Source organism: Parabacteroides sp. AF17-3 (assembly GCF_003635445.1).
Lineage (GTDB): Bacteria > Bacteroidota > Bacteroidia > Bacteroidales > Tannerellaceae > Parabacteroides > Parabacteroides goldsteinii.
Map to the genome: position 1 here is coordinate 628,702 of NZ_QTMM01000001.1, position 24,586 is coordinate 653,287.

General features: G+C 46.3%; 19 protein-coding genes and 1 pseudogene. 5 read left to right on the plus strand and 15 right to left on the minus strand.

The window, feature by feature from the left end; translation table 11 throughout:
* Positions 1–52: 52 nt before the first annotated feature.
* The 3 genes from DWW91_RS02130 to dinB form a co-directional block, all read right to left on the minus strand.
* Complete coding sequence (locus DWW91_RS02130; RefSeq protein ID WP_122326797.1) at positions 53–1,042, minus strand: FecR family protein; 990 nt, start codon at positions 1,040–1,042, stop codon at positions 53–55.
* Between the two features lie 71 nt (positions 1,043–1,113).
* A complete protein-coding gene (locus tag DWW91_RS02135; RefSeq protein WP_009860761.1) occupies positions 1,114–1,707 on the minus strand; it encodes an RNA polymerase sigma factor in 594 nt (197 codons plus the stop codon).
* Between the two features lie 39 nt (positions 1,708–1,746).
* On the minus strand, positions 1,747–2,838 hold the full coding sequence (gene dinB, locus DWW91_RS02140; protein WP_255420013.1) for a DNA polymerase IV: 1,092 nt from the start codon (positions 2,836–2,838) through the stop codon (positions 1,747–1,749).
* Between the two features lie 605 nt (positions 2,839–3,443).
* On the opposite strand from dinB, the gene DWW91_RS02145 reads away from it, so the two are divergent.
* Both DWW91_RS02145 and DWW91_RS02150 read left to right on the plus strand, forming a co-directional pair.
* On the plus strand, positions 3,444–4,310 hold the full coding sequence (locus DWW91_RS02145) for a DUF3737 family protein (RefSeq protein ID WP_046146447.1): 867 nt from the start codon (positions 3,444–3,446) through the stop codon (positions 4,308–4,310).
* Positions 4,307–5,485 (plus strand): MalY/PatB family protein, encoded by a 1,179-nt coding sequence (locus DWW91_RS02150; protein WP_122326798.1) that lies wholly within the window; start codon positions 4,307–4,309, stop codon positions 5,483–5,485. Before DWW91_RS02145 ends, DWW91_RS02150 begins: the two co-directional genes overlap by 4 nt.
* Here the strand turns inward: DWW91_RS02150 and DWW91_RS02155 are convergent.
* The 4 genes and pseudogenes from DWW91_RS02155 to DWW91_RS27970 all read right to left on the minus strand — a co-directional run.
* The gene (locus DWW91_RS02155) at positions 5,457–6,572 is read right to left on the minus strand and encodes a hypothetical protein (protein WP_046145684.1); all 1,116 of its coding nucleotides are present in this window, start codon (positions 6,570–6,572) and stop codon (positions 5,457–5,459) included. The genes DWW91_RS02150 and DWW91_RS02155 overlap by 29 nt on opposite strands.
* A gap of 9 nt (positions 6,573–6,581) precedes the next feature.
* Positions 6,582–7,181, minus strand: coding sequence for a hypothetical protein (locus DWW91_RS02160; protein ID WP_122326799.1), 600 nt, complete (start codon positions 7,179–7,181; stop codon positions 6,582–6,584).
* 5 nt (positions 7,182–7,186) lie between these two features.
* Complete coding sequence (locus DWW91_RS02165; RefSeq protein WP_122326800.1) at positions 7,187–7,681, minus strand: RNA polymerase sigma factor; 495 nt, start codon at positions 7,679–7,681, stop codon at positions 7,187–7,189.
* Positions 7,682–7,890: 209 nt separating this feature from the next.
* A pseudogene (locus DWW91_RS27970) lies at positions 7,891–8,004 on the minus strand (class I SAM-dependent methyltransferase); the annotation flags it as partial.
* A gap of 116 nt (positions 8,005–8,120) precedes the next feature.
* Between DWW91_RS27970 and DWW91_RS02175 the strand changes: the two are divergent.
* Together DWW91_RS02175 and DWW91_RS02180 are read left to right on the plus strand one after the other, a co-directional pair.
* Positions 8,121–8,864, plus strand: a complete 744-nt coding sequence (locus DWW91_RS02175; protein WP_009860765.1) for an SDR family NAD(P)-dependent oxidoreductase — start codon at positions 8,121–8,123, stop codon at positions 8,862–8,864.
* Between the two features lie 53 nt (positions 8,865–8,917).
* Complete coding sequence (locus DWW91_RS02180; protein ID WP_122326801.1) at positions 8,918–9,454, plus strand: flavodoxin family protein; 537 nt, start codon at positions 8,918–8,920, stop codon at positions 9,452–9,454.
* A 22-nt stretch (positions 9,455–9,476) separates the two neighbouring features.
* Here DWW91_RS02180 and DWW91_RS02185 read toward each other — a convergent pair whose 3' ends face one another.
* From DWW91_RS02185 to DWW91_RS02215, 7 genes are all read right to left on the minus strand, one after another.
* Positions 9,477–10,964: a UxaA family hydrolase gene (locus DWW91_RS02185; protein WP_122326802.1), complete on the minus strand. Its 1,488-nt coding sequence runs from the start codon at positions 10,962–10,964 to the stop codon at positions 9,477–9,479.
* Positions 10,964–12,403 (minus strand): tagaturonate reductase, encoded by a 1,440-nt coding sequence (locus DWW91_RS02190; RefSeq protein WP_122326803.1) that lies wholly within the window; start codon positions 12,401–12,403, stop codon positions 10,964–10,966. Before DWW91_RS02190 ends, DWW91_RS02185 begins: the two co-directional genes overlap by 1 nt.
* 7 nt (positions 12,404–12,410) lie before the next feature.
* Positions 12,411–14,930 carry a GDSL-type esterase/lipase family protein gene (locus DWW91_RS02195; protein WP_122326804.1) on the minus strand — a complete coding sequence of 840 codons (2,520 nt, stop codon included), beginning with the start codon at positions 14,928–14,930 and terminating at the stop codon, positions 12,411–12,413.
* Positions 14,931–14,997: 67 nt separating this feature from the next.
* Positions 14,998–16,014, minus strand: coding sequence for a zinc-binding alcohol dehydrogenase family protein (locus tag DWW91_RS02200; protein ID WP_122326852.1), 1,017 nt, complete (start codon positions 16,012–16,014; stop codon positions 14,998–15,000).
* A gap of 21 nt (positions 16,015–16,035) precedes the next feature.
* Complete coding sequence (gene fucP / locus DWW91_RS02205; RefSeq protein ID WP_122326805.1) at positions 16,036–17,289, minus strand: L-fucose:H+ symporter permease; 1,254 nt, start codon at positions 17,287–17,289, stop codon at positions 16,036–16,038.
* A 22-nt stretch (positions 17,290–17,311) separates the two neighbouring features.
* Positions 17,312–18,235 carry an amidohydrolase gene (locus DWW91_RS02210; RefSeq protein WP_122326806.1) on the minus strand — a complete coding sequence of 308 codons (924 nt, stop codon included), beginning with the start codon at positions 18,233–18,235 and terminating at the stop codon, positions 17,312–17,314.
* Positions 18,236–18,268: 33 nt separating this feature from the next.
* On the minus strand, positions 18,269–19,201 hold the full coding sequence (locus tag DWW91_RS02215) for an aldo/keto reductase (protein WP_122326807.1): 933 nt from the start codon (positions 19,199–19,201) through the stop codon (positions 18,269–18,271).
* A 190-nt stretch (positions 19,202–19,391) separates the two neighbouring features.
* On the opposite strand from DWW91_RS02215, the gene DWW91_RS02220 reads away from it, so the two are divergent.
* The gene (locus DWW91_RS02220) at positions 19,392–20,456 is read left to right on the plus strand and encodes a LacI family DNA-binding transcriptional regulator (RefSeq protein ID WP_262886336.1); all 1,065 of its coding nucleotides are present in this window, start codon (positions 19,392–19,394) and stop codon (positions 20,454–20,456) included.
* Here the strand turns inward: DWW91_RS02220 and DWW91_RS02225 are convergent.
* Positions 20,422–24,414, minus strand: coding sequence for a hybrid sensor histidine kinase/response regulator transcription factor (locus DWW91_RS02225; protein ID WP_199722536.1), 3,993 nt, complete (start codon positions 24,412–24,414; stop codon positions 20,422–20,424). The genes DWW91_RS02220 and DWW91_RS02225 overlap by 35 nt on opposite strands.
* Positions 24,415–24,586: the final 172 nt, after the last annotated feature.

Here is a 24,586-nt window from a genome sequence, read left to right on the forward strand (position 1 = left end):
TATAGTAGACACACAAGGGACAAAAAAGTATGAGTGGAGAATGTAAAATTATTTATTTTTTTCTTCTTATCTTTATAATTCCCTCTTCTTCAGAGAATTGTATAGGTGTTATTTTTTCAAGATCTTTCAGTATCTGTTCCAGCTTCTGATCTGTGGACGTTAGTGTATAGTTATAATAGAGCAGCGAGGAGTCCTGCATTTCGAACTCTACGTTGTACCAGCGGGACAAGGTCGTGATGACTTCGGATAAAGGCGTATTATTGAATACGATCTGATTTTTTTCCCAGGCAGAGTTATGCCCGATATCTTCAGGCCGGGATATTTTGCAGACACCGGTTTTACGGTTGTAGGTGGCTTTCTCCCCCGGTTGTAAATGAGCAAGTGGGCGGGCATTATTGGCTAAGGCTACTTTTCCGGTTTCCAGCGAAACGAAGATATCCGGATCGGTTGCGTATGCTTTTACGTCGAATGTCGTACCCAGTACTTTCACATTGACTTCTTTCAGGTCAACGATAAACGGGCGGTCTTTGTTGGGAGATACTTCGAAGAAGGCTTCTCCCTCCAATTCGACTTTACGCTCGTTGAAACCGAACTTTCGAGGGTATTTGATGCGTGTCTCGGCATTGAGCATGGCCCTGGAACCATCCTGGAAAATCAGTTGCATACGTTCACCTTTGGGAACATATATCTCTTCGTAGCCGGAATCGGCAAATAGGTCGATACGTTTATCTATATACCAGAATTGACCGAGGAATAATAGCAATGGAATGAGAATGGCGGCTGCCCGGAAAAGCATCCGTTTCCTTTTCCGGAGCTGGATTCTCTTCATGATATACTGATACATTTCATCGGAAGGGATGCTGCGTTCAGCATACAGTTCTTCGTTGCCCGGCTGTATCTTTTCTGCGTCCTCATCCATTAAGGAGGATAGATATTTTGTACCCTCAGGGGTGGAGAACCAGCGGATTACCTGGCGGGCTTCCTCCGGGGTGGCCGTGTTGTTGAGGGCCCTGTCGATGATATGTTTATCTGGTGTTTTCATTTTATTCCTGTTTTCTTAATTGACACATAACTGGGCGGATGGTATGAGTGTTTGCTACTCTTTTTTTCTTTTCAGGAGAAAAGAGAGGAGAGCAATAGGATTAGTAACTTATCGAAATGTTCACGGAGCAGCTTGATAGCCTGCGAGTAATGGGTTTTGACAGTCGGTATGGATATCTGCATTTTTTCTGCGATTTCCTGGTTGGATAAACTGTCTTTCAGTTTGTACAGGCAGACTGCTTTCTTTTGTTCCGGCAGGCCGTCGATGGCCCGGTACAGTTGCTCGGTCATTTCCTTCTCTTCCAGTTTCGATAATATTTCGTTTTCATATTCGATTGTTTCCTGTGCCAGTTCGTAATTCTTCTCCAGAGCGGTGTAGTTGTTGCGTATCTCGTTCAGGAGATGGTTTTTCAACATGGTGTACAGGTAGTTTCTCAGGTTGATATGGATGCTGAACAGGGAACGCGATTCCCAGAGTTTCAGAAATATCTGCTGGACAGCGTCTTTTGCGGTGTCATTATCTTTTAAATATTTGTATGCCAACACATAGAGCAGCTTGTGGTAGCGTTCGTAAATAGCAGTAAAAGCCCTCTCATTTCCTTTTTGCAAAAGAATAAGTAACTCGTCATCGGTTTGCCCGGATATGGAGAGGAACCGCTTGTGCATATAATAGTATCCCTTTTAGATTTCTGTGCAAATATAGCTTTAATATGAAACTTTCCAATCGCTGAACTCCAAACTTAACTGTTCCCACCGTTCTTTTCTTTCTGTTTCCTCACGCTCTTCCAATGGATTTGAAACGGAAAGGCCGATTAGCCGGATGGGGTTGGTTGCGTAATCCACTTCCCTGAGCAGTTGTTTAGCCAGGGGAAGAATATCATTCAGGGTGATGAGTTCATGGGGTTGCGTGATACTTTTCGTTTTCAGGGTGAAATCATGGAATTTAATCTTTAATGTCAGTGTGTTCCCTTTGAAGCCTGTCCGTTGCAGGCGGCCGATTAATTCGGTAGCAGCATGATAAAGCTCGATGATGACGGAAGAGGTACGGGAAATATCCTTTTCCAATGTATGCTCACACCCGACGGATTTACGGATACGGACGGCTTCTACCGGGCGAAGGTCTATTCCCCGGGCACATTCGTAATACAGACTGCCTGCTTTACCGAACTGGCGGCTCAGCATTTCCAGCGAACAGTCCCGTAATTCGGCACCGTTATGAATGCCTAATGTGTGCATTTTTTTGGCAGTGACCGGACCCACACCCCAGAATGACTCAATAGGTAGCCGGGCGATAAAGTCGAGTGCCTGAGCCGGATGGATGGTGCAAAGGCCGTCCGGCTTACGGTAATCGGAGGCGATTTTAGCCAGGAATTTATTGTATGAAATACCGGCGGAGGCGACCAGATGCAGTTCTTGTCTTATCCGTTGTTTGATTTCTTTGGCAATGTCGACAGCCAGGGGGATTTGCTTTTTATTTTCCGTCACATCGAGGAAGGCTTCATCCAGCGAAAGCGGTTCGATGATATCCGTATACTCATGGAAAATCTCGTGGATTTGTGAAGAAACTTCTTTATATACGCTCATTCTGCCCGGTACAAAAATCAGGTGAGGACATAAGCGCTTGGCTTTTTGTGACGACATGGCGGAACGGACACCGTATTTACGTGCCTCATAACTGGCCGCGGCAACCACGCCGCGCTCTTCCGAATAACCGACCGCCAGCGCTTTTCCCCGCAGCTCCGGATTATCCCGCTGTTCGACCGATGCATAGAATGCATCCATATCTATATGTATGATTTTACGTTCCGTATAACCTCCTTTTCCTAAACAAAGATACGTAAAAGGGAGGAGATACCGTAGGGACACAACCTTCTTTTGGCTAAATTACAGATTTTCAAGCGTTTGTTTTAGTTAAGAACACCAAAAAGAACATGAGAGCCTACAAAAAAACAAAATTAGGTGTCTCTAATAATGTCGCAAACATATATATATATTCTTTTTAATCGTATGGTTATTATTGGTTTAAAATAACTTTTCATTCGACAATTATTCTTTATGCATTTAACATCTGTCGCATAATCATTCGATAACTGTCGAATGAATAAAGAACATATGTCGAACGATTATTTATGTGAAACGGAAAAATAATTCAGAAGACAGTGAAAAGTAACTGTGGAAGATTTGGATTGGGTGAAAGGCGAATATCATTCCGTGAATAAAGAGATAATCAGTAATTGAGGTAGTGATGTCTGTAATTTATCTACAAAGGAAGTCTTTTTCTTCCCGTAATTTTGCAACGTAGAAACAATATAGTTAGATAATCCTCCTAAAACATCTTGACAATGCCTATTGAATGGGACTGGAATTATAAAATGAATAACGAAACAATTAAATATTATATCATGGAAATAATTAAAAACAAAGAATTCGGAGGCGAACGTCCTCTATTCGCTACACACGACTTGCAACTGGAAAATGTAACCATTCATACAGGCGAGTCCGCACTGAAAGAATGCAGTAATATCATTGCCGTAAACTGCCGGTTTGAAGGTAAATATCCTTTCTGGCATACTAATGGCTTTATTGTAAAGAATTGCCTTTTTACGGAGGGAGCACGGGCGGCCCTGTGGTATTCCCAAAATCTCCAAATGACGGATACGGTAGTAGAGGCCCCGAAGATGTTCCGTGAAATGGACGGAATCAGGTTGGAAAATGTACAACTTCCCAATGCCCTGGAAACTCTGTGGCATTGCCGCAACGTGGCACTGAAAAATGTACAGATAGACAAGGCCGATTATCTATTCATGCACAGTGAGGATATCCGTATCGAGAACTATAGCCAGAATGGGAATTATTCTTTCCAGTACTGCAAAAATGTGGAAATCCGCAACGCCGTTATCAACTCGAAAGATGCTTTCTGGAATACGGAAAATGTAACGGTATACGATTCAGAACTGAATGGAGAGTATCTAGGCTGGCATTCACGCAATCTTCGGCTGGTGAACTGTAAGATTTCTGGTACGCAACCGCTCTGTTACGCCCATAATCTCATTATGGAGGATTGCATAATGGGTGATGATGCCGACCTGTGTTTTGAATATAGCAGTGTGGATGCCACTATCAACAGTCCTGTTCATAGCGTGAAGAATCCGCGTGCCGGTATTATTCTGGCAGAGAGTTACGGTGAGATCATCATTGATAGAAATATCAAAGCTCCTGCCGACTGCGAACTGAAATTATGGGACAACAGAACTTGCTTCAGCGCATGAAATATGTTTTCGATAAAATAACTCCCCGGCGTGCTACCAATTCCTACAAATGGGATACGGCACACGACGATGATGTTCTACCGATGTGGGTTGCCGATATGGATTTCCGTACGGCTCCCGCTGTGGTGGAGGCTCTGCGCAAACGGGTGGAACACGGTATCTTCGGTTACACAAAAGTGCCTCCGGCTTATTATGAGGCAATAACGGATTGGTTTGCCCGGCGGCACGGCTGGCAGATTGAAAAAGACTGGATTATTTATACTTCGGGCGTCGTACCGGCATTGTCAGCCGTTATCAAGGCACTCACCGTTCCGGGAGACTGCATTCTGGTACAACCCCCGGTTTATAATTGTTTTTTCTCTTCCATCCGCAATAATGGTTGCGAAATAGTGGAAAATCCCCTTCTTTATATAAACGAAACTTACCGTATCGATTTCGCCGGATTGGAGCAAAAAGCTTCTGATCCGAAAGTAAAGCTGTTACTTCTTTGCAACCCCCATAATCCGGCAGGGAGAGTCTGGACCCGGCAGGAACTGACACGTATCGGTGAGATTTGTCTCCGCAACGATGTGATTGTTATAGCGGATGAGATTCATTGTGAGCTGGTTTATCCGGGACATACCTATACTCCTTTCGCTTCTATCTCGGAAGAATTCCTGATGCATTCCGTCACATGCACGTCTCCAAGCAAAGCATTTAACCTGGCAGGACTACAGATTGCCAATATTATCTCGGCGGATGAATATATGCGTATGAAAATAGACAAAGCCATCAATATCAACGAAGTTTGTGATGTGAATCCGTTCGGAGTGGAAGCACTGATGGCCGCTTACAACGACGGAGAGGAATGGCTGGAAGAATTGAAACATTATCTGGCGATAAATTACAATTATCTGAAAGCCTACTTCAATGAGTACCTCCCGGAATTCCCTGTAGTGATACTGGAAGGCACATACCTGGTATGGGTGGATTGCTCGATACTGAAACGGCGCTCGAAAGAGATAGTGGAAATACTTCTGGAAGACGAAAAGCTTTGGGTAAATGAAGGAAGCATGTATGGTGAGGCGGGTGAAGGTTTTATCCGTCTGAATATAGCCTGCCCCCGTCAGGTGCTGATAGACGGTCTGGACCGGTTAAAGAGGGGCCTTAAAGAGATAATTCTTTTGCCACACTAAATAGTAGTCTAAATCCTTCAGACCATTTTTTATGAATCAACCAATCCTGAAAGTTCAGATCATGATTGTGGTTTTCTAAAAGATGTATGTTCAGGTTTGTTTTATTACAGACTTCGAATCGTTCCTGTAAGTCATAAACACCTTCTACCGGCACGTTTGCATCTTCCTTACCATGAAAAATATGTATAGGTATATGTAGTCGTAACAATCTTGTTTTGTTCGGTTCAAGTTTAAAATGGCTTTTAAACCATTGGGGAGTTATATTAAAGTAATTACTTCTAATCCACAGCCAATCATTGTTGGTTATTCTTTTTATTAATTCTCCATGGAACGGCATGCGCATTTTTTCAATGTCATGTATATCGATGACGCCGTTTTTTACTATATCCAGTGAATCAAATGGCATATTCTGAAACATGTAGGTTTTATGCCGGATAACTGTTTCCTCCTCTGTTTCATATTCTTCTTTACTGATCGCTTTATCTCCGTCTTTGTCGAAAACGGAGTTTGCCATTATCATTACTCCATGTCCTTTATTTTGCCATAAGATGATATCATACATATTTTCATGGGCATATCCGTGTAGTAATAAAGCGTCTATATGCACGACCTTTCGTTCTGCAACGAGCGCGGCAATAATAGTACCCTCACTTATTCCATAAAGTAGAATCTTGCATTCTGTAAAGCGTTGGTCTTTTTGAAGGAATGAAATCATTGTCTCCACATCTTCAGCTTCCTGAACAGGAGTATATTTTGCATATTTTGCGGAATCCACTTCTACAAATAAAGGAGGAGTTTCGCCTGTTTTGCATCCCCGGCGGTTATAGGTAAAAAATGCCGTTCCTTCTTCACAAAAGCCGTTCGCAAGTTCATCAAAATAATTGAATGTCGTTCTCTTTGTCAAATAGGTAGTCGGCCCCGTTCCGGCAATACAAAAGACAATTGTTTTCACTTTATTATCCGGTAAACACAGGCGGGCTTCAATTACTTCTCCGTCATTTAACGGGATTGTTTTGATTTCCGGAATAAAAGCAAAAGCATTACTGCTTAGCAAAAATACGAATAGGCTGATAATAACTCGTTTCATACGTATATTTTATTTGTTTGACTCTTCAAATTGTTTATAGAGCTCTTTTAGTTCATGAAGAGCTTTTTGATAATTTCGATTTATAGAACGTCTTGCTATCAAAAGGTAAATGATAAGTCCGAGCGGAATAATGATAACAGTCAAAATGCCCGGGGGAATATTTGCCGCTATTTGATAAAAGACATAGAAACCTATTGAAAACAGAAAAGAACATGCATATATGGCCAAATCATATTTGGTTTTGAATTTTATATTTTTCTCAAATTCCTTTATTCGATATTCCAGCCATTCTTTTACAGGCTTGCTATTGGTATATTTCCGCATTTTGTAAGCAGAGCGTTCCCAAAGCAGATAAGAAACAGATAATATAACTAAAGCGCTGACATCTAAGAGCATTCCTTCCATACTCTGCTCCCTTAAAAATAATGTTGCGATGAGATACACAATCACAGCAATGACAACGAGTCGAAAAATAGTCCCGGGATATACTGTTTTGATTGATTTTCTTACAGATTTAACCACTATTTCGTTTAGTTCTTCCTCGGAATACGGTTTCATCTCTTTTACAGTTTCTGTTTTCCAAATATCTTTAATGTCATTTGTTTCCATAGGGCTTACTTTTTTAATTGTTTTTGTAATCGGTTCTTTAGCCTGTGAATTTTCATTCCGATGTTGGAACTGCTCATTCCGACTATTTCAGCAATTTCCTCATAACTATAATCTTCCATGTAAAGCAACATGATCGATTTATCTATTTCATTCAGTTTATACAGAGCGTTTATAAGCCTTTGGTAGTTCTCGTTCTGTTCTTGTTGCTCATTGGGGGTGGCCGCCTCTATATTGAGCGCAGAATCAGAAGCATCGCAGAACTCAATCCGGCTGTCTTGTCTGACCTTTGAAATAGAAGTGTTTATAGCTACTGCATAAATCCATGAAGCTGGTTTCTCTTTGTTTTGTAACGATGGGAAAGAACGCCAAAGCTGATAGACGACTTCCTGGAAATTATCCTCTTTGTCTATTTTCGACTTAAAATATACCTGATTTACCTTATGGATAATACCTTGGTAAGCAGACAATATCTTTAGAAATTCTTTCTGGTTTGACTTCATTTGTTTGAACTTTATTATATAGTCGGGGAAAAGGTGTTTTTATAACAGAGTTGATGGAAAAAAATATTCAGTCCATAACGGTACAAAGCAAAACAGAGCGTAATGAATGCCCTGCCTGTTAATTTGATACCCTCTGCCTGAGACTGTTTTTTTAATTGGAAGTCTATTTTTGACTTTCTCCGATTATTCATCCGATGCTAAATGTATATCTGTTTCTTTAATGTTCGCATATCTGCTTCAATGAAATTAATCTCCAGTCCCGTTCCGGAGGCTTTTGCCTTTGCTTGTTCAAGCATTGATGAAGTGTAATCTACTCCACAAATCTGTAATCAAGGTTAGAACATCTGTAATTTATCTACAAAACAAAGCAACATAAGCCTTTACCTTTGCCTCTGTAAAATTAAAGAAATCTTTGAACATAGATAAAAACAGAAAAACAATGGAAAAAAGAATTGTCATGGTTACAGGCTCCGGAATGGGGATTGGACTTGCTTGTGCAGAAGCATTTGCCCGTGAAGGGGCAACCGTTATAATGGCGGATATTCAAAAGCCGGAAGAGCAGGCTCGAAAACTTATTGATGCCGGATATGATGCTGTAGCTTATCAATGTGACGTATCGGATGTGCAGGCAGTGAAGGAAATGATCGATTGGATAGTCTCGACATACGGACGCCTGGATGCAGCACTTAACAATGCAGGCATTCAAACACCGCAACGCCCGATGGCGGAAATTACGGACGATGAGTTTGACCGTACTGTTGCAGTCGACCTCAAAGGGGTATGGAACTGTATGAAATTCGAAATCGGGCAGATGCTAAAACAAGGAGGTGGAGCTATTGTCAATACCTCTTCGCAAGGAGGAGTAACAGCTTTCGCCGGACAGGCTGCCTATATTTCCTGTAAACATGGTGTTATTGGCATGACACGTACGGCAGCTATGGACTACGCAGCAAAAGGAATCCGGATCAATGCCGTTTGTCCGGGGGTAATACTTACTCCGATGGCAGAAGAATTAATACGTAGAAACCCGCAATTAGAAAAAGAACTGGTCCGTGATATACCGGCCGGACGTTTAGGTAAGCCGGAAGAGATAGCAGATGCAGTGTTGTGGCTCTGCAGTCCGGCCTCCAGTTTTGTGCATGGTCATGCTTTACTGGTAGACGGTGGCTTTACGATTCATTAAATCTACAAAAAACAACATCAAATAATAAGAAGAATATTGAACTTTTGAAAAATATGAAAAAAGTATTAGTCATATCATCAAGTCTCCGTTTGCGGAGTAACTCGGAAGCCTTGGCGGACGAATTTATCCGCGGGGCTGCCGAAGCGGGAAATGAAGTTGAGAAAATAACCCTAAAAGATAAGGAGATACATTTCTGTAAAGGCTGTCTCAACTGTCAGAAAACACAAAAATGTGTCATCAAAGATGATGCTCCAGCCATCGTGGAAAAAATGCACGATGCCGATGTAATCGCATTCGCAACACCCATTTATTACTATGAAATGTGCGGACAGCTCAAAACATTGCTTGACCGTGCCAATCCGCTTTATCCTTCCGACTATCGTTTCCGTGATATTTACATGCTGACCAGCGCAGCGGAAAATGAGGAGTATGTACCGAAACGTGCTGTTGCAGGGCTCACTGGATGGATCGACTGTTTCGAAAAGGCTCGTCTTGCAGGAACGGTATTCGCCGGTGGGGTTGGTGGACCGGGCGAAACCGAAAGTCATCCCGCGTTAAAGCAGGCATACGAAATGGGAAAGGCTGTCTGAAAAATTTTTATCTGCTAGCCACTTAGAGAGTGACTCCGGATTTGAAGATGGCAATTTCCCGGTATCCTTTCTTTTCGTTGTTTACGAAACGGCCTCCGGCGACCTCCAATATGAATCGGATAAACTGCTCGCTGAGGGTTTCCATCGATTCACCTTCCACCAACGTTCCGGCATTAAAATCAATCCAGCCGGGTTTGTTTTCCGATAGAGCGGTGTTTGTCGACATCTTGACAGTGGGGATAAACGTGCCGAAAGGCGTCCCGCGTCCGGTGGTGAAGAGTACCATGTGGCAACCGGAAGCCGCCAGTGCTGTGCTGGCTACCAGGTCATTACCCGGGGCGCTTAACAAGTTTAGTCCGCGGGTGGTTAGCCGGTCTCCGTACATGAGGACATCTTTTACTCCGGATTTACCAGACTTTTGTGTGCATCCCAATGACTTTTCTTCCAGTGTGGAGATTCCTCCGGCTTTATTTCCCGGTGAGGGGTTCTCGTAGACCGGCTGCTTGTTTTCCAGAAAATAGGCTTTGAAATCGTTAATCAGACGGACGGTTTTGTTGAACAACTCTTCTGTCGCGCAGCGGTTCATCAACAATGTTTCCGCACCGAACATTTCGGGGACTTCCGTCAGGACGGTTGTTCCTCCCTGTGCAACCAGAAAGTCTGAGAAGACACCCAGCAACGGATTGGCTGTGATGCCGGAGAAACCGTCCGAGCCACCGCATTTCAGTCCGACGCGCAGTTCGTTCATGGGAATGGCTGTCCGTTTATCGGTCGAGGCGATTGTGTATAATTCCCGCAGGATGTTCATTCCTTCTTCGTGTTCATCCTTTACTTGCTGGCAAACCATGAAACGGATGCGTTCGGTATCGTATTCTCCGAGAAATTCGCGGAAAGCATCCGGCTGATTGTTTTCGCAGCCTAGTCCGACGATTAACACGGCGCCGGCATTCGGATGCTTCACCATGTCACGTAATATCTTACGGGTATTTTCGTGGTCGTTGTCTAATTGTGAACAACCGTAATTATGGGGGAAGGCAACGATGGCATCGACCTCTTTTCCCGAAGTTTCCTGCCGGAGCGTTTCTGCCAGTTGGTTTACGATGCCATTTACACAACCTACCGTAGGGATAATCCATATCTCGTTACGGATTCCCACATCGCCGTTCCTGCGACGGTAGCCGTTAAAGGTCAGACCTTTGTCGGGAATGTCCAAAGTCGTGTCCTGCGGTTGCCAGGTATAGTCCTGCAAACCTTCCAGGTTCGTTTTGATATTTTTCTCGTTTACCAGGGAGCCTGTGGGTATCTCCTTCCGGGCATGTCCGATAGGGAAACCGTACTTGATGATGGACTCGCCTGTTTTAAAGTCTTGCAGCGCCACTTTGTGACCGGCCGGAATTTCTTCGCGGACAGTGACGGTGGTGGTTCCGACAGTTATATTATCTCCTGCCGATAGTGTATCGACGGCTACGACCACATTGTCGGCAGGGTTTATTTGGATGTATTTTTTCATCAGAGAATCTCTTTTACGACTTCGCGCATTCCATTTTCCTGAATGGCATCCAGGTAGTAGACTATTTTATCGGCCAGGCCGGGTATTTCGTTCAGGTTTTCTCCCCAAATATCTTCTGCTGCCAGGATTTTACCGGCAACTTCCTGCGTGGAGCCTGTCGCCCAGAGGGTATTCATCAGGGAGATGTTTTTCGGGTCGTCATTCGGAACGATTGCAGTTCCGTCTGTCCGGTTGCCACCTTTGTAGTAGGTTAAAATTGCTGCCAGTCCCAGGACGAGCCCTTCCGGAAGTTTTCCTTTCCGTTTCAGGTATTCTTTCAATCCCGGCAGGTCGCGTGTCTGGAATTTGGGGAAAGAGTTCAACATGATAGAAGTAACCTGATGGTCGACAAACGGGTTGTTGAAACGTTCCAATACATCATTGGCGAACTTTTCCAGTTCCGCTTTAGGTAGGTTCAATGTTTCCATCAGTTCCTCGAACATTACCTTACGGATGTATTTTCCAATGACTTCATCCTGACAGGCATCCCGCACGATGTCGATTCCCGACAGGAAGGCAACCGGCGACAGGACAGTGTGCGGGCCGTTCAGCAACGTCACTTTCCGTTCATGATACGGTGCTTCGGATGGAACAAACAGGACATTTAGTCCCGCTTTGTCGGCAGGAAATTCGTTGGCAATCTCCTGTGGCGCTTCGATAACCCATAGATGGAATATCTCAGCCTGCACCACCAGGTTATCGTTGTATTGCAGTTTCTCTTTGATCGCGTCGATGTCTTTGCGGGGGAAGCCGGGGACGATGCGGTCGACTAAAGTGGCATAAACGCCGCAGGCTTCTTCAAACCAATTCCTGAACTCTTCACCCAGTTGCCACAGGTCGATATACTGGTAAATTGTTTTTTTCAGTTTGTGTCCGTTCAGGAAGATGAGTTCGCAGGGAAAGATAATCAGACCTTTGCTTTTATCTCCGTTGAATGTTTTAAAGCGGTGGTATAATAACTGGGTCAGTTTGCCGGGATAGGAAGCTGCCGGAGCATCCTCCAACCGGCAGGCTGGGTCGAAAGTGATTCCGGCTTCGGTCGTATTGGAGATGACAAAACGCATTTCCGGTTGTTCCGCCAGCCGGATGAATGCCTCGAAATCCGTATAGGGATTCAGTGAACGGCTGATCACGTCGATCAGTTCAAGACTGTTGACGGTTTTGCCTTTATCCAGTCCCTGGAGGTTGACATGATACAGGTTGTCCTGCTTGTTCAACATATCGACCATCCCTTTTTCAATAGGCTGGACGACTACGACATTGCTGTTGAAATCTGCTTTTGCATTCATATTCCGGATAATCCAGTCTACAAATGCCCGGAGGAAGTTCCCCTCGCCAAACTGTATGATACGCTCCGGCCGGGTGATGACCGGAACGTTTTGTTTATTTAATTCTTTCATCTTACTTTTATCTGTTTACGACGAAGTTACATATCTGGCATTCCGTACCGATGGAATCGGGATTCTTGTCTTTCGAGATGCGAAGTACTAGTTTATGGGTTGTGTCGTCTAATTCTGTTTCAAACATATATACCCAAGGGATATAAAGATATTTGCTCCATTGAGTGAAAGTATCCAACTTTTTGAATGGGGCACCGTCGATGCTGTATTCAAGGATGCCTGCTGTCGGGCCGGGCGTACAGAAGATGCCGATTGCCTTTCCTGTGAAATCGAGTGTCAGTTTGTCTCCGGGACGGGTTGCTTCGAGCATCGGTACGTCTGCGAATCCTCTCCGTTTTTCGTATTTGTTGTCCGCCCGCCAGGAAGGAACGTATTTCCAGCCTTTATTCAGCTTCGCTTCTTTCAGGTCGATGAAATCACCTTTGTAATAACTGTATTCGTCGAGCGGTTCTTCCGGAATCTCATGGGCAACCACCGGGCTGTCGGGAGTAATTCCTTTCCACATGCTATCGAACAGGTGGTTGATGGCTGCGGCGTAGAATGTATGTCCGAACGGGAGCGGATGGGTTCCGCCGAACTGTTCCCAGGTGAACTCGCCGTCCTGCATCCGTTCGCCTATTTCCTGCACGAGGTTGACTGACGGGATGAGGTAATGGTTGGCTACCCGTTCATGGTTCAGGACTACGTCCGGCTGTTGCTTTTTCGCTACCATCGGGATAAACGGGTCGTAGATGAAATGCAACATGATAATGTCCATTTCAGGATTGCTCAGTAACGCATGACGTATTTCGCCTTCCATGCCGCGCACCTGTTCCAGTGGGGTAAAATAGTTGGTATGGTCATTTACGGCTGCTTCAACGAATAGCAAATCTATCTTTCCTTTCGACAGCACGTCATTTTGCAGGCGGAAAGCCCCCGGTGTCGTACCGGTAGAACCGATGCCGGCTTCCACGAACTCGAATGTGGTGTAGGGGAAACGTTGTTGCAGCTGCTTTTCAATCCTGTTCTTCCAACCGTTCATCTCCGTGATGGAACCGCCCAGGAAGGCGACGCGGCCTTTGCGTTCTTTCTCAAACTTGACGAATGAGTTTTGCAGGCTGCCGCGCACATTGTAATGCAGGTACTTTTCATATTCCGGCTGATGGCGGAGTATAAAGTCCACGACCGGTTCCGGGTTTTCGAGGCTGTGCGGATGGTGGTCCACACCCGGTTTGATAATCACTTCAACCGGTCCTCCCAATGCCAGGTAACGGGAACGGACTACGTCCATATTGTCTTTAAAAGGAACAGTTTTGTCGCTATCTCCGCAAACGCTGATGATAGGGATACCTGCTTTAGCCAATGGTTCCAGGTTGTCAATCGGGTTGCCTTTGAACGAATTCATGTCTTCATCCGTCAGGTTCCATTCCTTCAACAGGTCGTTCCATAATGCTGCATTTTTTCTTCCCGGCCAGCTGAATACGTTGCAGACGGGAGCGTCGATATAGATACAGGCTATTTTGTCTGTATTCTTAGCGGCCCAGTTCAACGCATACAGTCCGCCACGGCTGAATCCTTCCAGGGTTACTTTCGGTGAAAGTCCGTAGTAGTCTTTCATGTAGTTATAGAAGTCCGTACCCCATACAACGGCACGTGGGTTGCCATAACAGTGTGTCACATCATAATAGGCAACATGGAATCCTTTTTCCAGCAGGGCCTTATCTACGCTGGGGAAAGCGTTGAAGAAGGCGGGACGCCAAATCCACGGATTCCCTTTGGCTGCCTGTTTCGGCACGACGACGATTGCGTCACGTCCTTTAAACTGAAAGTCGTAGCGGTCGCATCCGTTCCACTCGCTTTTGAAACCGGGAAAGGCCTGCATCCGGTGAGATGATTCCTGTCCGGTGATTGCCTTGTACACCGTTTCCGCAATCTTATGTGCTCCGACAGGGTCGGGATGCACGTTGTCAGGAAAATGCTCTTTCATACCGCTTAGAGCCGTGTGTAAATCGATGATCGGTAATTTGTTTCTTTTCGCAACCTGGTCGATTACAGGGATAACGCCATGTTCGATAATACTGTCGTTAATACTGTATTGTACCTGGTAGGCTTTGGGGGGATAACACAGGTAGATTTTTGGCTTGGACGGTATCGCCTTGAAGGCGCTGACCATTGTCTGCATATCCTTGGGCAGGTCTGCCTTGTATTTCCAGTTGAACGATTTGGAATCGTTTGTGCCCAATTTGATAACGACGATGTCCGGATTGTACTTTAAGGCATCCTGAAACATCTGCTCTTTCATGTACGGATGATCGCCTTTCATCAGCATGGTGCGGGCACTGAACCCGAAGTTGCGAACTTCATAACCCCGTCCGAGCATTTGCCCGAGCACCGACGGATAACTGTCACGGTCGCGGTTCGCAATACCAGCTCCGAAAGTAATACTGTTTCCTACACAAGCTACCCGAATCACTTCGGTAGCCTCCTGCGCCCAGCCGTTCAGGCCGGCGATTAAAATAAATACAATTAGATTGATTAGCTTTTTCATGGTAACTTATCTCGATTCATGATTATTGTTAGAGAAACCTTGCGAAGATAATGAATTTTTTGATATCTCAGAACTCTACAAGAATACGAAATACTTTCCCCGGGTCGGCACTCCATTCCTGCATGGCTGTCAGCGCCTCTTCAGGTGTTACTATTCTGGAAATTAAGTCTTCACGCGGACAACTGTCCTGTTGGAGATAACGGACTACGGCCCTGAAATCTTCCGGCAGTGCATTGCGCGAACCCCGTATATCCAGTTCTTTCTGCACGAAGTATTTGGTCTGGAAAGTCACTTCGCTTTTGGCATAACCGATGCATACCACCCGGCCGGTGAATGCGACCTCATTCACTGCTGTCACATATGTGGCTGGACTTCCAACGGCTTCGAAGACTACGTCCGGTCCCAGCCCATCCGTCATTTCCAGTAAACGTTCATGCACATTCTCCGTGCGTGAATTGATAGTGTAACGGGCACCGATGCGTTTGGCCAGTTCCAGCTTATCGTCATCCAGGTCCATCGCGATGACGGTGGCTCCCCGCAGGGCGGCACGTACGATTGCTCCGCAGCCAATCATTCCGCAGCCGATTACCAGGACTGTGTCGATATCGGTTACCTGTCCACGGGAGACGGCATGGAAACCGACGCTCATCGGCTCAATCAGGGCACAGTCGCGGGGAGAAATGCCGGCTGCCGGGATGACCTTCTGCCAGGGGAGCGACAGGTATTCGCCCATGGCACCGTTGCGTTGTACGCCGAACGTCTCATTATGTTCGCAGGCATTTACCTGTCCGTTGCGGCAGGCGGCACATGTACCGCAGTTGGTGTAAGGGTTGACAGTTACACTCATGCCCGGCTCGAATCCGGCGGGGACGTCCGGGCCGATAGCTTCGATTACGGCTCCGACTTCATGTCCGGGAATGACAGGGAGTTTTACCATCGGGTTACGTCCCAGGAATGTGTTCAGGTCGGAACCGCAGAATCCGACAAACTTGATTTTCAGAAGAACTTCGCCGCTCTTTGCTTCCGGTTTCGCTATATCGACCACTTGCAATGTTGAGGGAGCGGGAATTTGTATTGCTTTCATATACATTATATATATTAGTAATTAATCGACTACTTTATAGCCTTTCCATCCGTAGTAAGCACAGAAAAGGAAGCAAACCAGCGGAATGAGATAAGCGGTATAATAGATAGCTTCGAAATGATGCATCACGTAGGCTGTCAACTGGGGCAGGCAGGCGTTTCCGACAATCGCCATGACAAGAAAAGCCGCTCCGCTCTTGGTGTTGTCTCCCAGGTCTTTCAGCGCCAGCGAGAACTGTGTCGGGTACATGATCGACATGAAGAACGAGACAGCCAGCATGGCATACAGTCCGATCGTGCCGCCGCATAATGCAATCACACCGCAGAGTATGACATTCAGCAGGGCATAGACCAGCAGCATATCCTGCGGACGGAATTTAACCATCAGCAACGTTCCTATCCAACGTCCCAGAAGGAAAGCCAGCATATACAGGCCGAAGAAAGTCGTTGCCACAGATTCCGATAAACCGGCATAACTACAACAGTACACCAGAAACAGGCTGTTGATGGCCGTCTGTCCCCCGTTGTAGAAGAACTGTGCAATCACCCCCCAGCGCAAATGCGAACGTTTCAAAACGCTGAAATCTATCAGCTTTCCGTCTTTGTCCTTTCCGCTGTGTTCCTCATCCTGTATCCGGGGCAGTTTGGAGACGATGAATACAACCGCGATGATGATTAATAAAAGTGCTAATAGAAGATACGGTTGCTTCATCGAATCCGTTTCAAACTGTATATAGGCTTCCCAGCCGCCGGGATAATCGGCGGGCAGGGTGGTCCGGGTATAGTGTTCTCCGCTCAATACCAACTTACTGAGAAACATGGCGGCGATAAATGCCCCCAACCCATTGAACGACTGGGCCAGGTTTAGCCTGCGTGGTGCCGTCTCCGGATTCCCCAGAGCCGTAACATAAGGGTTGGCGGCTGTTTCAAGGAAACACATGCCGGTTGCGATGATAAAGAAGATTGTCAGGTACGCCCAATATTCTTTCAGCATGGCTGCCGGGAAAAACAGTAATCCTCCGAAAGCGGCCAGCAACAGTCCGAAGATGATACCGGCCTTGTAGCTGTACCGCTTCATGAACATGGCAATCGGTATCGGGAAGATAAAGTAAGCCAGCCAGTAGGCCGTTTCGGTGAAAGAGGCTTCGAACGTATTTAGTTCGCAGGTTTTCATCAATTGTCTGATCATGGTAGGCAGCAGGTTGCTGCTGATTGCCCACAGGAAGAAAAGGCTGAATATCAGTGCCAGTGGCAAGGCGTAATTCTTTTGTTTCATACTATATCGTGTTAGGGTGTGTTTACTCGGACATGTTTTTAATATAAGGTAACTCGATTAACTGTTTGAAGCCGTAGAAGGCGGCGGCATTTTCTCCCAGGAAAAGGTCTTTCTCCCGTTCCGTCAGTTCATCGGTTTTCAGGATAAAGTCGTACGACATTTTATAGGTAATAGCCGTAATCGTTCGGGGATAATCCGAACCCCACATCAGTTTATCCATGCCGGCCAGGTCTGCCGCCTCGCGTATCGCTTTGACGGCCCCGTGGAAAGGATAAAACTCATCGTTGAATAACCAGGTAATACCTCCGGATTCAATACGTACATTCGGGTAACGGGCCAGGCGAATCTGCGCCAACCAGTTCGGCCGGGTAACCATACCGAAATGTCCGATTGCAATTCGTAATCCGGGGCATTCCTGTATCACCTCTTCTAATTCACCGGTCTGGACGTCGCCATCGGCCAAATCGATGGAGAGGAGCATATCATTGGTTTCCATAAAATGGAACATTTCCATCATCTCGTTGCAGTTCAGCCAGACGCGCCCTTCTTCGAGCAACAGGCGTTGGGCGGGAATTTTGATTGCCCTGAATCCGCGTGCCGCCAATTCACGTGCCTGTGCCAAATAGCCGGGACGGCGAAATTCACAGATGCCACATACGAAGAAGCGGTCCGGGTACTGCTTAACAACTTCCAGCAGATAATCATTTTGCAGGCCGTCGATAAACTCTTGCGTGATGACGGCAGCCGAGACCAGTGCATAATCCATGTTTGACAGGAATATCTCAGCCGTGTTCCTGCCGTCGGTGATAAACGGAGGAACCATCTGCCGGATTTCGCCCATGAAGAGCGAACGTCCGTTGGTCAGTGTCCGTATCGGCATCCCGTCGACTACCGTGTCCTGCCGGAGCCAGAGATGTGAGTGGGCATCTATAATCTTTCTGTTCATGGTATTTTCTTTAAAGGTTATTTCTTTTCCGGTTTAAGAATTGGACCAGCTGACCCGTTTCTGGTCGCCGATGATTTCCTGTACTTCGCGCACCAGCTTCCAGTCGATGGGTTCTTCTATGTATTGGATATTCTTCCTGACATTTTCCGGATTGGCGGAACTGAATAGGGTGGTCGCTATCCGCGGGTTGCTTACGGAATATTGCATGGCCAGCTTTTCTATCGGATAACCTTTCGAAGTGCAATGTTGTACTGCTTTCCGGCAGGCTTCTATCAATGCCGCCGGTGCCGGATGCCAGTCGGGAACGCCCCGTTGTGACAGCAATCCCATCGAAAGGGGGGAGGCGTTGATGATGCCAATCTGTTTCGATTCGAAATAGTCGAAATAATCAGCCAGCTTATCGTCGTTCAGGCAGTAGTGGCAGAAGTTGAGGATGGTTTCGACCGTACCTTCGGGCACACGGTCGATTACCCATTGCAGGTTTTCCAGTTGCAGGTCGGTGATGCCGACGTGTTTTACAATCCCTTTGTCCCGTAATTCGACCAATGCCGGCAATGTCTCGTTCACCACCTGGTTGAGGTCGGCAAATTCGATATCGTGAACGTTGATCAGGTCTACGTAGTCCAGATGCAGGCGTTCCATACTTTCGTAAACGCTTTCGGTGGCCCGCCGGGCAGAATAATCCCAGGTGTTCACACCGTCTTTACCGTAACGGCCTACTTTAGTCGACAACAGGAAATGGTCGCGCGGAATATCTTTTAGCGCTTTTCCTAATACTGTCTCTGCCTTGTAATGCCCATAATAAGGGGAAACGTCGATAAAGTTCATCCCGTTTTCAATGGCAGTGAATACAGCTTTGATACTTTCCGCTTCACAGGTTTCGTGAAATACGCTTCCCAGGGAGGAAGCTCCAAAACTTAGTACGGGAACTTTCATCCCGGTTTTTCCGCAATATGAGTACTTCATGGTTTAAATAGATTGAGTTTGCAATAGTCCAAAAGTATAGCTTTTATGTATTGATAATAACCGCTTTGTGCATAAAAATCTACGCAAAGGTTTGCGTGGCAGGTCTTGTCGGATATAAACGGCTCGATGTCGGTATACGATGCATCTATCTCGGAGGTAATCGCTTGTATCTGCCGGAAAAAATATATATTTGTCGGACCTAATCGGATTTGTGATGCCTAAGAAAAGACACATATCATTGAAAGACCTGGCGAAGGAGCTGGGTGTTTCCGTTTCTACCGTATCCCGTGCGTTGAACGACAGTTACGAGATTGGTCCCGAGATGAGGGAACGTGTGAAGGCGCTTGCCGAGGAATGGAATTACCGTCCGAACCCGTTTGCCCTTAGTTTGCTGAAGAATACGCCCCGTATTATCGGTATTATCGTGCCGGATATTGTCACGCATTTCTATTCGTCCATAATCAGCGGTATCAATGATGTGGCGCGCAAGAACGGGTATTCGGTCATTATCACTTCTTCGTATGAGCAATATGAGCAGGAGCAACATTGTGTGGAAGACCTTGTGAATATGCGGGTGGAGGGTATGCTGGCCTGCCTTTCGCAGGAAACGACCGATTATGCCCATTTCCTTTCATTGGAAGATATGGATATCCCGCTGGTCTTTTTTGACCGTGTCTGCCTCACGAATGCGATTCCTTCGGTGGTGGCCGACAATCAGGAATCGGCAAGGGTGGCTACCAGCCATTTATTGGAATCCGGTTCGAAGCGGGTGGCCTTTCTGGGCGGTTCCGACCATTTGGCTATTGTGCGGCAACGCCGGGACGGGTATATAGAGGCTTTGAAAGAACATGGCTTGCCTGTTGAAGAAGAACTGGTCGTTTGTAAGAAAATGACTTACGAGGAAGGACGTGAAGGATGCCGGCAATTGCTTTCATTGCCGGAACCGCCTGATGCAATCCTGGCAATGAATGACACATTGGCCTTTGCCGCCATGAAAGAAATCAAGAAACATCATCTCCGCATACCGGCCGATATCGCCCTGATCGGTTATACCGACGAACTTCATTCCAACTACGTGGAACCGGCATTGACAGCCGTTACCCATCAGACCTATAAGATGGGAGAGGAATGTTGCAACCTGCTTCTCAAGCAAATCAAGAAACGGGAGAAACCACGGCAGATTGTCGTTCCCACCCATTTATCGATACGGGAGACTTCGGTTAAGAAGCCTGGTTCTGTTTCTCGAAATCCTTAGGCGTTACCCCGAACTGTTTCAGGAATATCTTGCTGAAATAGGAGGGGGAGTTGATTCCTACCAGATAACATATTTCGCCAATCCGGTGTTTGCCGTCCAGAATCAGCTCCGCCGCTTTTTTCAGACGGATGAGGCGGATGAAGTCGTTCGGCGACAGGCCGGAAAGGACTTTTATCTTACGTAACAGGCTGGAACGGCTCAGGCAGAGTATCTCTGCCAGTTTCTCCACACCGAAGTTTTCATCGGTGATATTTTCATGGATGATGGCTATAATCTTGTCCATAAATTCCTTGTCAGCCTTGTTCATCTGCATGTTGTTGACCGGGAAGAACGGGCGTTTGGAGAAAGCCTCGCGTTCTTTCTGGCGGTTGTTCAGCAGGGAGAATATCTGTGTTGTCAGGTAATTGAAAGAGAAAGGTTTCTCCACGTATGCTTCCGCACCCAGGCGCAGGCCGTTGATTTTGCTGTCGAGGTCGTTCTTGGCGGTCAGGAAGATGACGGGGATATGGCTCAGTTCGATATCGGCTTTCATCTCTTTACATAGTTCGAGGCCGTTCATCACAGGCATCATAATGTCGCTGACGACAATATCGATATGATGATTGCGCAGGATTTCCAAAGCCGCTTTTCCGTCGGGGGCCGTCTCTGTAACAAACATCTCTTGCAGTTTCTCTGCCAGGAACGAACGCATGGTGTCGTTATCTTCCACCAACAGGAGCGTATAGTTGCGGCCTTCCACATTGACGGTTGTCCCTTCTTCGGGAAATATGAATTCTTCCTGAATAACGGAGTTTTCCTGTTGCCGCACTTTCTCCTGGGCAAGAGGCAGGGTCAGGACAAACGAATTGTCGCTATTTTCGGTATCCAGCCAGAGTTTGCCGGAATGAAGCATGGCCAGCGAACGGGCCAGTGGCAAGCCGATACCGGCGCCTGTCGTTGCCCCTTCTTTCTTATTGATCTGATAAAAAGGTTCGAATATCTGTTGGCTGAGTTCGGCAGGTATCCGGTTTCCGTCGCTGGTGACGCGGATACTGAAGGTGGTCTCTTCACGCCTCAGTTCGATACGAATGGTATGGGCCGAATATTTGAGTGCATTGTTCAACAGGTTGCTCAATATCTTGGTAACGGCTTCGCGGTCGATAGCTGCTGTGATTTCTTCTTCGGGAATATCGACCGATAATTTCTTATCCTGTTGGACGATGGTCGGTTCGAAGCGCAGGATGGTATCTTTCAGCAGAGTCGTAACATTGGTCCAGGCAAAATCCATCTTGAATTTGTTGGCCCCGATCTTCCGGAAGTCGAGTAGCTGGCCGGTCAGTTCGAGCAGGCGCTTGGTGTTCTGGGCAATTACGGTCAGGTTACGCGTGATTTTGCTGTCCTGGATATTCATGTCGAGGATTGTTTCCAGCGGACCGTTGATCAGTGTCAGCGGCGTGCGCACTTCATGGGCTATCTCCGTAAAGAATTCTACCTTAGCCTCATAGAGTTCCTTTTCTTTTTCTATCTCGAAGAGTTTCTGTTTCTCTTCCATCTGCCGTTCCTTACGGCGTTTGTACCAGCGGAACCAAGCATATATCAGGCAGAGTACCAGGATCGCATAAACGGCATAAGCCCAGGAGGATAGCCACCAGGGAGGAAGGATGACGATACGGAGTGAGGTAACCGGCTGGTTATCGTCTTCAATCTCAGCTTTTACCAGGAGCGTATAGTTGCCCGGGGGCAGTTTGGCATACGAAATATTCTGGTTATTACTGGTTTTTACCCAATCTTTGTCCAGCGGGTCCATTTTGTAGTAACATTCCTTGCTACGGGCAGATGAATAAGAGGGCAGTGCTATATCGAAACTGATATTCGACTGGTCGTACGGCAAGGTGATCCGGTCGGTATGCAAGATGCTTTTGCTCAACGGGGAATTGGGGGTATGTACGGTTACTTCCTTATTATATATGCTGAACTTCGTGATGTAGACTGGAGGAATGGAATCGGTCCGCTGGTCGTCATCCGGATTGAAAGCGATCAGTCCGTCGATCGTTCCGAAGTAGAATTTGCCGTTGCTCGCTTTGAGTCCCGAATTATAATTGAACTGGTTGCCGACTAAACCGTCGCGGGTAGTGAATACACGGATATCTCCGGTTTCCGGTTTGAACTTGACGAGCCCCTGGTTGGTCCCGAACCAGAAATAATGATTTTTATCTTCCAGTATTTTATAAGCTACATCGTCAGGTAGGCCCTGTTCTTTGGAGAACGTGGTGAAGTTGTCATCCGCCTCGTTGTACCGGCAGATGCCACCCCGGTCGGTAGAGAACCATATCTGTCCTCTGCTGTCTTCCATGATGGAACTGACGGAGTTTGAACTCAGGCTGGCAGGGTCCTGAGTGTCATTGACATATTTTTTATAAGAATCATCTTTCGGATTGTATTTCCATACACCGCTCCCCATCGAGGCAAGCCATATCTGTCCTTTTTTATCTTCCAGCATGCATACGATCCAATCGAGCCCGATCTCCGGTATCCGGGTAAAATCGAACGAGCCGGCTTCTGCCCTGGATAACCCCCAGGCATTTCCTACCCAAAGACGGCCCCGGCTATCGATCAACTGGGAATATACGCTTTCTTCGTCAAGATTTAATTGCTGGTGGTTGAGATGTTTGATCGAATGGTTGGATATATCTATGATATCAAGTCCGTATTTAAACAAACCGCAATATATTTTGCCGTCGTACATACTCATGGACTGGGTCATGAGATGGCTTTTCCTGTCGGATTCCGGATAGTTGATCTGTGTCACTTCTCCGGTTGCTGGATTTAGAATGTTGATACCGTTATCTTCCGTCCCAACCCAGATGTTGCCGTCTGGGTCTTCCGCCAGTTCGCGGATACGGCGGGTATTCAGCGAATTTTCCGAACTGGAAGGGACGAACCTTTCAAACAATAGTTTGTAGTTCGGTAAATGGTTGACTCCGCCGAATTTGGTACCGAGCCAGATGCCTCCTTCCCTGTCTTTATAGATACAGAAAATAATATTGTCGGAAAGGCTGTACGAATGCATCAGGTCTTCCTGGAGATGGGTTACTTTTTGGGATTGTTCGTCAACGATGAACAGTCCGGCATGCGTGCAGACCCAAAGGTTATTCTGATCGTAACAGACCACGTCGCGTAAGATGGTGTGATGTACTCCCGGGGCGTTGACTGTTTGCAGGGTATTTGTCTTGGGATTGTACTTTTTCAGTTCTCCGTCATGGATAGCCAGTGCGATCCAATCGCCGTAATCGCACATAGAGAAGATGTGGGCCCCCATCAGGGTGTTGCCATCCTTGTCGGTATGATGCTGAATGAAGGAGTCTGTTTGCGGATTATAGAGGAACAGGCCGACACCGGCTGTCCCGATCCAGACTTCTCCGTTTTCCCTGACGCAGATGGCGCCGGGGCTTTCCCGTTTGATATTATCTTTGTTGGTGATGGCGTAATAATATAATTTCTCGTCTTTACAACGGAAAACGCCCTGGTCGGGAATCAGTATCCAGATATTACCGGAATGGTCGGAGGTGATTTTGGCAACCCAGTTACCCATCTGCTCCCCATTTTCGGTTTTCTGGTCTATAAACGTGAACAGGTCGTATACAGGGTCATAGATATATACTCCCCGGTCTGTACCTACCCATAGTTTTCTGTTCTCGTCTTCAAAAAGGGCGGAGATGTTGTGATCGCCTTTTCCAGCAATGTAATCATCGCAATTGATCGTTTGGATAGAAGTACCGTCATACCGGTTCAGTCCGTTTTTGGTGCCGAACCACATAAAACCGTAGCTATCCTGTAGTATTACTTTTACCTGGCTTTCCGACAAACCGTCTGCACTCGAAATATGCGAAAAGTAATAGTTGAACGATTTTCTGTTTGCTGCATATAGCTCGGACAGACAGATAATCATCAGGAGAAGATATAGTATAGATTTTCTCATAAAGACAGCCTGTAAAATGTTGTATGTTTTCTTCATACAAAGATGATGAAAAAAAACGTAGAACCAAATATCGTACGAAATCATTTCCGTAATACCTCTGTTTTTACTGTAACTTTCCGAATTAATGTAAATAATCGTGTATTCGCACACACGTTATGCTTTGTATTTAAAA

Excerpts from the sequence above, each read along its gene's own strand:
- DWW91_RS02130 (WP_122326797.1), bottom strand. The coding sequence starts at position 1,042 with ATGAAAACACCAGATAAACATATCATCGACAGGGCCCTCAACAACACG.
- DWW91_RS02135 (WP_009860761.1), bottom strand. The coding sequence starts at position 1,707 with ATGCACAAGCGGTTCCTCTCCATATCCGGGCAAACCGATGACGAGTTA.
- DWW91_RS02145 (WP_046146447.1), top strand. The coding sequence starts at position 3,444 with ATGGAAATAATTAAAAACAAAGAATTCGGAGGCGAACGTCCTCTATTC.
- DWW91_RS02150 (WP_122326798.1), top strand. The coding sequence starts at position 4,307 with ATGAAATATGTTTTCGATAAAATAACTCCCCGGCGTGCTACCAATTCC.
- DWW91_RS02155 (WP_046145684.1), bottom strand. The coding sequence starts at position 6,572 with ATGAAACGAGTTATTATCAGCCTATTCGTATTTTTGCTAAGCAGTAAT.
- DWW91_RS02160 (WP_122326799.1), bottom strand. The coding sequence starts at position 7,181 with ATGGAAACAAATGACATTAAAGATATTTGGAAAACAGAAACTGTAAAA.
- DWW91_RS02165 (WP_122326800.1), bottom strand. The coding sequence starts at position 7,681 with ATGAAGTCAAACCAGAAAGAATTTCTAAAGATATTGTCTGCTTACCAA.
- DWW91_RS02175 (WP_009860765.1), top strand. The coding sequence starts at position 8,121 with ATGGAAAAAAGAATTGTCATGGTTACAGGCTCCGGAATGGGGATTGGA.
- DWW91_RS02180 (WP_122326801.1), top strand. The coding sequence starts at position 8,918 with ATGAAAAAAGTATTAGTCATATCATCAAGTCTCCGTTTGCGGAGTAAC.
- DWW91_RS02185 (WP_122326802.1), bottom strand. The coding sequence starts at position 10,964 with ATGAAAAAATACATCCAAATAAACCCTGCCGACAATGTGGTCGTAGCC.
- DWW91_RS02190 (WP_122326803.1), bottom strand. The coding sequence starts at position 12,403 with ATGAAAGAATTAAATAAACAAAACGTTCCGGTCATCACCCGGCCGGAG.
- DWW91_RS02195 (WP_122326804.1), bottom strand. The coding sequence starts at position 14,930 with ATGAAAAAGCTAATCAATCTAATTGTATTTATTTTAATCGCCGGCCTG.
- DWW91_RS02200 (WP_122326852.1), bottom strand. The coding sequence starts at position 16,014 with ATGAAAGCAATACAAATTCCCGCTCCCTCAACATTGCAAGTGGTCGAT.
- fucP (WP_122326805.1), bottom strand. The coding sequence starts at position 17,289 with ATGAAACAAAAGAATTACGCCTTGCCACTGGCACTGATATTCAGCCTT.
- DWW91_RS02210 (WP_122326806.1), bottom strand. The coding sequence starts at position 18,235 with ATGAACAGAAAGATTATAGATGCCCACTCACATCTCTGGCTCCGGCAG.
- DWW91_RS02215 (WP_122326807.1), bottom strand. The coding sequence starts at position 19,201 with ATGAAGTACTCATATTGCGGAAAAACCGGGATGAAAGTTCCCGTACTA.
- DWW91_RS02225 (WP_199722536.1), bottom strand. The coding sequence starts at position 24,414 with ATGAGAAAATCTATACTATATCTTCTCCTGATGATTATCTGTCTGTCC.